Origin of the sequence: Aeromicrobium sp. REDSEA-S32_B7, from assembly GCF_001626145.1 — a bacterium.
Taxonomy (GTDB): domain Bacteria; phylum Actinomycetota; class Actinomycetes; order Propionibacteriales; family Nocardioidaceae; genus Aeromicrobium; species Aeromicrobium erythreum.
In genome coordinates, this window is the sequence record NZ_LUNF01000316.1 from 1 (window position 1) to 6,728 (window position 6,728).

The following is a 6,728-nucleotide window of genomic DNA, read 5'->3' on the forward strand; positions in this document are numbered from 1 at the left end:
CGACGATGGTCATCGCGGTCCCGACCGGCGTGAAGTTCTTCAACTGGATCGGCACGATCTGGGGCGGGAGCATCTCCTTCGACACCCCCATGGTGTTCTCGCTGGGCTTCCTCGTGACCTTCCTCTTCGGTGGTCTGACGGGCGTCATCCTGGCGTCGCCGACGCTGGACTTCCCGCTCTCGGACTCCTACTTCGTCGTGGCGCACTTCCACTACGTCGTCTTCGGCACCGTGGTGTTCGCGATGTTCGCCGGCTTCTACTACTGGTGGCCGAAGCTCACCGGGCGGATGCTCGACGAGAAGCTCGGCAAGATCCACTTCTGGCTGCTGTTCATCGGCTTCCACATGACCTTCCTCGTCCAGCACTGGCTGGGTGTCGAGGGCATGCCGCGCCGCTACGCCGACTACGGCCCGAACGACGGCTTCACGACGCTGAACGAGATCTCCTCGATCGGTGCCTTCCTGCTCGGTGCCTCGACCCTGCCGTTCCTGTGGAACGTGTGGAAGTCGCGCAAGAGCCCGCTGGTCAAGCTCGACGACCCGTGGGGCTGGGGCCGCTCGCTGGAGTGGGCCACGAGCTCGCCCCCGCCGCGGCACAACTTCCACTCCCTGCCTCGGGTCCGCAGCGAGAGCCCTGCGTTCGACCTGCACCACCCGGAGATCGCGGAGCTGGAGCTGCTGCACAACCCGGACGAGGGCGGCCTCTTCGCCGACGCGCCGAACACGAACGGCAAGGGTGCGGCCATCAAGGACGCCAAGCAGCAGAAGGACGGTGAGTGAGCGATGAAGGGCATGAAGGCCGAGTACTGGGTCATCATCTCCTGCGGGATCTTCTTCGTCTTCATCGCGCCCGTGTACTGGGTGCTGACGGAGGACCCGACGGGCACCACGGCGCTCGTCATGACGTTCCTGCTGTGCGCGCTGCTGGGCTTCTATCTGTACGTCGTCGCCAAGCAGATCCCGGCACGTCCGGAGGACCTCGACGACGCCGAGATCGCCGACGGCGCCGGTGAGCTGGGCTTCTTCCCGCCGTACAGCTGGTGGCCGCTCTACTGCGCCCTGGCGCTCGCGACGATCGTCCTGGGCGTCGTCGTCGGCTGGTGGCTGTTCATCATCGGCGCCACCATCGGCGCGGTGACGGTCTGCGGCTGGGTCTACGAGTACTACCGGGGCGTGCACGCCCACTGACTGGTCGGTGCGTTCGTGCTCACCGCGTAGGATGACGCGGTGAGCACGACGAACCGTTCCCTGCGCCTGCTGATGGGTGCTGTCCTCCTGGTGACCCTGGGCGCCTGCACGGCCGCCCGGTCCGAGCAGCCGTCGGCTTCGCCGACGCAGCAGCCGGCCACGGTGAGTGCGAACGTCGAGGACCAGGCGTCCGACGTCCCCGTCGACACGGTCGTCTCGGTCGAGGTGCAGCACGGCACCGTCACCGAGGCGTCGTTGACGTCGTCGGACGGCAAGCAGGTCGTCAAGGGCGAGGGCGGCGACGGTCGCTGGGCAGCCACGTCGCGGCTCGAGCCCGGCACCGCGTACACGCTGACCGCGCAGGCGGAGGGCACCGACGGGAAGCCGGCGAAGCTGGTGCGCACCTTCACGACGCGGGCCTTGACGCTGGACCAGCAGACGTACCCCGCGGTCGCTCCGCTGGCGAACGAGACGGTGGGCGTGGGCATGCCGGTCATCGTCACGTTCGACGTGCCCGTGGAGAACAAGAAGCTGTTCGAGCAGCACATGCACGTCACGTCCACCCCGAAGGTCGAGGGTGCCTGGCACTGGATGAGCGACACGGTCGTGCACTACCGGCCGAAGGAGTTCTGGCCTGCGGGCACCAAGGTGTCGGTCGACCTCGACCTGAACAGCCTGCCCGCCGGCAACGGCGTGTACGGCCAGCAGGACCAGCACGTGCCGTTCACGGTCGGACGTCGCATCGTGTCGACAGTCGACGTCGCCCGGCACACGCTGACGATGAACATCGACGGCCGCGACGTGCGCACCATCCCGGTCTCGACCGGCAAGCCGGGTCACGAGACCCGCGGCGGCACGAAGGTCATCATGGAGAAGTTCGCGTCGGTCGACATGGACGCCGCGTCGACCGGCGTCTCGGAGTCCGACCCCGACTACTACGACATCAGCGACGTCCGGTGGGCGATGCGAGTGACGAACTCCGGCGAGTTTCTCCACGCCGCGCCGTGGTCGGTCGGCTCCCAGGGCCGGGAGAACGTGAGCCACGGCTGCGTCGGCATGAGCACCGCCGACGCCCAGTGGATCTACGACCAGTCGCGCCGCGGCGACGTCGTGAAGTTCGTCAACAGCGGCCGCTCCCTCGAGCAGAACAACGGCTGGACCGACTGGAACACCCGCTGGAGCGACTGGGTCCAGGGCTCCGCCCTCAAGCGCGCCTCCTGAGGCTTCTGCCCCGCCGGGCGGGGGAGGAGTGGCGGGCTTTTGGTGCGCCGGCGCGTCCTACGGGCCCGTGGGGCGGCTGAGGACTCGTCCTGCGGCTGCGTCGGCGCGGGTCGTCGTGGGTGTGGTCTCCGCAAAGGCCTCGACCGGGCAGCTGGGCGGCGCGCTGGTCCGGGGTCTTGGGCTGCGGGTCGCGCTCGGGGTGGACGCAAGAATCTGCGTTCTCGCCCGCTTAGCGGTAGGTCTGCCGCCGAATCACCCGTCGGGGGTAGGTCTGCCGCCTTTCCGAGCGCTGTAGAGGCGGTGGATCTACCGCTGAGGTGGGCTGTCGTGGCAGGGACGCAGAATCCTGCGTCCCACGAGAGCCACAGCCCGAGAATCAGAGCCACCTCGCCGCCCAGCCGCCCGGTCGAGGCCCTTGCGGAGACCAGACCCAGCACGAGCTGAAGCAGCGCACCAGCAGAGGTCGGACCCCCCTCGCAGCAGCGCACCAGCAGGGGAGGGGACGAAGAAGGGCCCCGGAATACTCCGGGGCCCTTCGTCGTGCGTGCGGTCGGTCAGTGCGACTTCGGGATGCCGGTCTCCGACACGCCCTGGAAGTCCTCACCGAGGTGCACGGGGTGGCCCTCGATCTCGGCCAGGTGCTCGTCGGCGTGCTCGACCTCGGCCAGCGTCGGCTTGTCGATCGCACCCTTGTAGTAGAACGAGCGCACCCGGTGGCGGACCTTCGCGACCCGGCCGTGCGGCAGCGCGACACCGTTCTCGTCCGTCTCGGCCGGAGCCTCGAGGGCCGGGAGACGGTCGTGCGCGGTGAGGCGGTACTGCTCCGTGACCGGGAGCGGGGCGTGACGCTCCGCGTAGCTGCCGTCGGGCGAACGCTCGATGACACCGGTCTCGTAGCCGTGCAGGATCTTGTTCTGGTCGGCGCGCTGCAGACCGATGCAGATCCGTCGCGTGATGATGAACGCGATCACCGGGAACAGGAAGATGCCGATCCGGAAGATGTGCGTCAGCGCGTTGATGCTCAGGTGGAACTGCGTGGCGATGATGTCGTTGCCGCCGGCAGCCCAGCCGACACCGTAGAACGTCATGCCGGCCACGCCGAGACCCGTGCGGGTCGGGGCGTTGCGCGGACGCTCCAGCAGGTGGTGCTCACGCTGGTCGCCGGTCACCCAGCGCTCCACGAACGGCCACAGGGCGAGGACCGTGAACAGCAGGCCCAGTCCACCGACACCCGGGATGAAGACGTTCCAGCTCCAGGTGTGGCCGAGGAAGGTGCTCTCCCAGTTCGGCATGATGCGCACGAGACCCTCGGAGAAGCCCATGTACCAGTCGGGCTGCGAGCCGGCCGTGACCTCCGACGGGTTGTACGGACCGTACGCCCACACCGGGTTGATCTGCACCAGCGCGCCCATGAGGGCGGTGAAGCCGAAGACGACGAAGAAGAAGCCGCCGGCCTTCGCCGCGTACACGGGGAGCATCGGGTAGCCGACGACGTTGTCGTTCGTGCGTCCGGCGCCCGGCCACTGCGTGTGCTTGTGGTAGACGAGCAGCAGCATGTGCGCGGCGATCAGGCCGAGCAGCAGGGCCGGGATCAGCAGGATGTGCGCCATGTACAGGCGGGGGATGATCTCCTCGCCCGGGAACTCGCCGCCGAAGATGAAGAACTCCAGGTAGGAGCCGACGAGCGGGATCGAGCGGATCAGGCCGTCGACGAAGCGCAGGCCCGTGCCCGAGAGCAGGTCGTCGGGAAGCGAGTAGCCGGCGAAGCCCTCGACCATGCCGAGCGCCAGCAGGCCGACACCGATGAGCCAGTTGATCTCACGCGGCTTGCGGTACGCACCCGTGAAGAAGATGCGCAGCATGTGGGCGAGCATCGCGCCCACGAACAGCGCCGCCGCCCAGTGGTGGATCTGCCGCATGAGCAGACCGCCGCGGATGTCGAAGGAGATGTGCAACGTCGAGGCGTAGGCCTGCGACATCTCCAGCCCACGGAACGGGGCGTAGGAGCCGTCGTAGACGACCTCGGACATGCTCGGCTGGAACCAGAACGTCAGGAAGACGCCGGTGAGCAGCAGCACGACGAAGCTCCACAGGGCGATCTCGCCGAGCATGAACGACCAGTGCTCCGGGAAGACCTTGCGCAGGTTCTTCTTCGCCACCCCGGCCAGTCCGAGGCGGTCGTCGAGCCAGCCGACGGGACCAGCGGCCTTCTTGCCGAAGCCCGTGTCCTCGACCGGCGTGTAGGTGTCAGTGCTCATGACTCACCATCCAGTCTCTTCTGGTCGCGCGCAAGCTCGGGATAGCTCGGCGCCACGATCTCGGGGAAGTCGCTCATCGCGATGATGTAGCCCTCGGAGTCCACGCCGAGCGGCAGCTGCGGCAGTGGACGGTGGGCGGGGCCGAAGATGACCTTGCCGTTGTCGGCGAGATCGAACGTCGACTGGTGGCAGGGGCACAGCAGGTGGTGCGTCTGCTGCTCCCACAGCGAGATCGGGCAGCCGACGTGCGTGCAGATCTTGGAGTAGCAGAGGATGCCGTCGATGCCCCAGTTCTCGCGACCCTCGGAGGGCGTGATGTCCTCCGGGCGCATGCGCACGACGATGATGGCGGCCTTCGACTTGGCTGCGAGGAGCTCGTGGCCGTGGACCTCGGCCTCCTCCTCGCCCTCGGCGGGGAAGAAGACGGCCGGCTCGGCGTTGATGAGCTGACCGACCTCGATCTCCTCGGGGCGGATGGGCAGGCCCGAGACGTCGTTGACGACGCGCATGCCCTTCTTCCAGACCGTCTCGTCCTGGCCGTGGGGGAGCGGGCCGAGGTCGCGCAGCAGCACGACCGACGGGACCGCCAGCGCGCCCACGGAGAGGAAGAGGCTGTTGCGGATGAGCGGTCGACGACCGACACCCGACTCCTGCAGACCGGCGTTGATGTCGGCCATGACGGCCTCGCGGTCCTCGGCGGAGGAGCGGGCCGGGTGACGCATCTCGACCATCTCGTGGTCGCCCATGAGCTTCTTGGCCCACTGGATGATCCCGACGCCGATCAGCAGCAGACCGCCTCCGAGCGTCGCGCCGAGGGCGAAGTTCGACGCGGACCAGTTGAGGAACGTCTGGTCGGAGTCGATCGCGAAGTAGGAGACGGCGAACAGCACGAACAGCAGCGCCGCCACGGTGAACATGCCGGAGATCTGACGCTCGGCGCGGCGCTCCTGCGCCGGGTCGACGTCGGTGGGACGCCACTGGTGCGGCTGCAGGCCCGGGTCCTGCACCGGCTCGGTGCGGACGGGGGTGCTGCTGCTGTCGTGGGACTGGATCTCGTCACTCATCTCGTTCAGGCCTTCTTCTTCTTCGATCGCGCTCCGTGGGCACCGATCCAGATCGCGAAGCCGATCAGACCGCCGATGCCGAGGACCCAGACGAACACGCCGTCGACGACCGGGCCGAGGCCGCCGCCGCCGAGGCCGCCGTAGTTCGGCTGCTCCTGGACGCGCTTGATGTAGGCGATGACGTTGCGCTTGTCCTCAGGGGTGATGAGGTCGTCGTTGAAGACCGGCATCTGCTGCGGACCGGTGACCATGGCCTCGTAGATGTGCTTGGCGCTGACGCCCTTGAGCGTCGGGGCGTAGCGGCCGTTGGGCAGCGCGCCGCCGGCGCCGACGGAGTTGTGGCAGGCGGTGCAGTTGGTGCGGAAGAACTCGCCGCCCTCACGCAGGCCCTCGACGTCGACGTCCTTGTAGTTCAGGTACTCCTCGGCCGGGATGGCCGGGCCGGGCGCCAGCGACGCGATGTACGCGGACAGCTGGCGGGTCTCCTCGGCGTCGTACTCGGGTGCCTTGCGCGGTGCCTGCGGAGCGCTCTGCGCCATCGGCATGCGGCCGGTGCCGACCTGGAAGTCGACGGCAGCGGCGCCGACGCCGATCAGCGACGGACCGTAGTTGCCGCCGTCCTTCGTCGTGATGCCCTCGGCGTTCTGCCCGTGGCAGCTGGCGCAGCCGATGAGGAAGAGCTCGCGCCCCGCCTCGACGTCGCGTGCCGTGTACTGCTCCGCCTGGGCGGGCTTCGGGGCGAGCGCGGACCAGAGCCCGGCAGCGGCCACGAGACCGAGCACCAGGACGACGAGTCCGGCGAGGGGGTGACGGCGGCGGGTCGACAGAGTGCGCACCGAGAACCTCATTCCTGTCAGGGGTAACCAGCGTACCTAGCGTTCTGCCAGGTCCGCAGGCTTAGGTTGGCCTAACGCCGAGCCGTGCGGCAGGCGTCAGCGGATCAGGTAGATGGTCGCGAACAGGGCGACCCAGACGATGTCGACGAAGTGCCAGTAGTA

At 68.2% G+C, this 6,728-nt stretch carries 6 protein-coding genes; 3 read left to right on the forward strand and 3 right to left on the reverse strand.

Going from position 1 to position 6,728, the window contains the following annotated elements:
- The 3 genes from A6Q79_RS17965 to A6Q79_RS17975 form a co-directional block, all read left to right on the forward strand.
- A partial coding sequence (locus A6Q79_RS17965; protein ID WP_317698906.1) for a cbb3-type cytochrome c oxidase subunit I occupies positions 1-779 on the forward strand: 779 nt, incomplete at its 5' end.
- Positions 780-782: 3 nt separating this feature from the next.
- Positions 783-1,187, forward strand: coding sequence for a cytochrome c oxidase subunit 4 (locus A6Q79_RS17970; protein ID WP_317698907.1), 405 nt, complete (start codon positions 783-785; stop codon positions 1,185-1,187).
- Between the two features lie 39 nt (positions 1,188-1,226).
- The gene (locus A6Q79_RS17975; RefSeq protein WP_236749720.1) at positions 1,227-2,408 is read left to right on the forward strand and encodes an Ig-like domain-containing protein; all 1,182 of its coding nucleotides are present in this window, start codon (positions 1,227-1,229) and stop codon (positions 2,406-2,408) included.
- Positions 2,409-2,962: 554 nt separating this feature from the next.
- Here the strand turns inward: A6Q79_RS17975 and A6Q79_RS17980 are convergent.
- Genes A6Q79_RS17980 through A6Q79_RS17990 form a run of 3 tightly spaced genes read right to left on the reverse strand, consistent with a single transcriptional unit; the run spans position 2,963 to position 6,566 of the window.
- Positions 2,963-4,666 (reverse strand): cytochrome bc complex cytochrome b subunit, encoded by a 1,704-nt coding sequence (locus A6Q79_RS17980; protein WP_067858368.1) that lies wholly within the window; start codon positions 4,664-4,666, stop codon positions 2,963-2,965.
- Entirely contained in the window at positions 4,663-5,730 is a 1,068-nt protein-coding gene (locus tag A6Q79_RS17985; RefSeq protein ID WP_253025780.1) for a ubiquinol-cytochrome c reductase iron-sulfur subunit, read from the reverse strand. Before A6Q79_RS17985 ends, A6Q79_RS17980 begins: the two co-directional genes overlap by 4 nt.
- 5 nt (positions 5,731-5,735) lie before the next feature.
- A complete protein-coding gene (locus A6Q79_RS17990; protein WP_067861630.1) occupies positions 5,736-6,566 on the reverse strand; it encodes a c-type cytochrome in 831 nt (276 codons plus the stop codon).
- Positions 6,567-6,728: the final 162 nt, after the last annotated feature.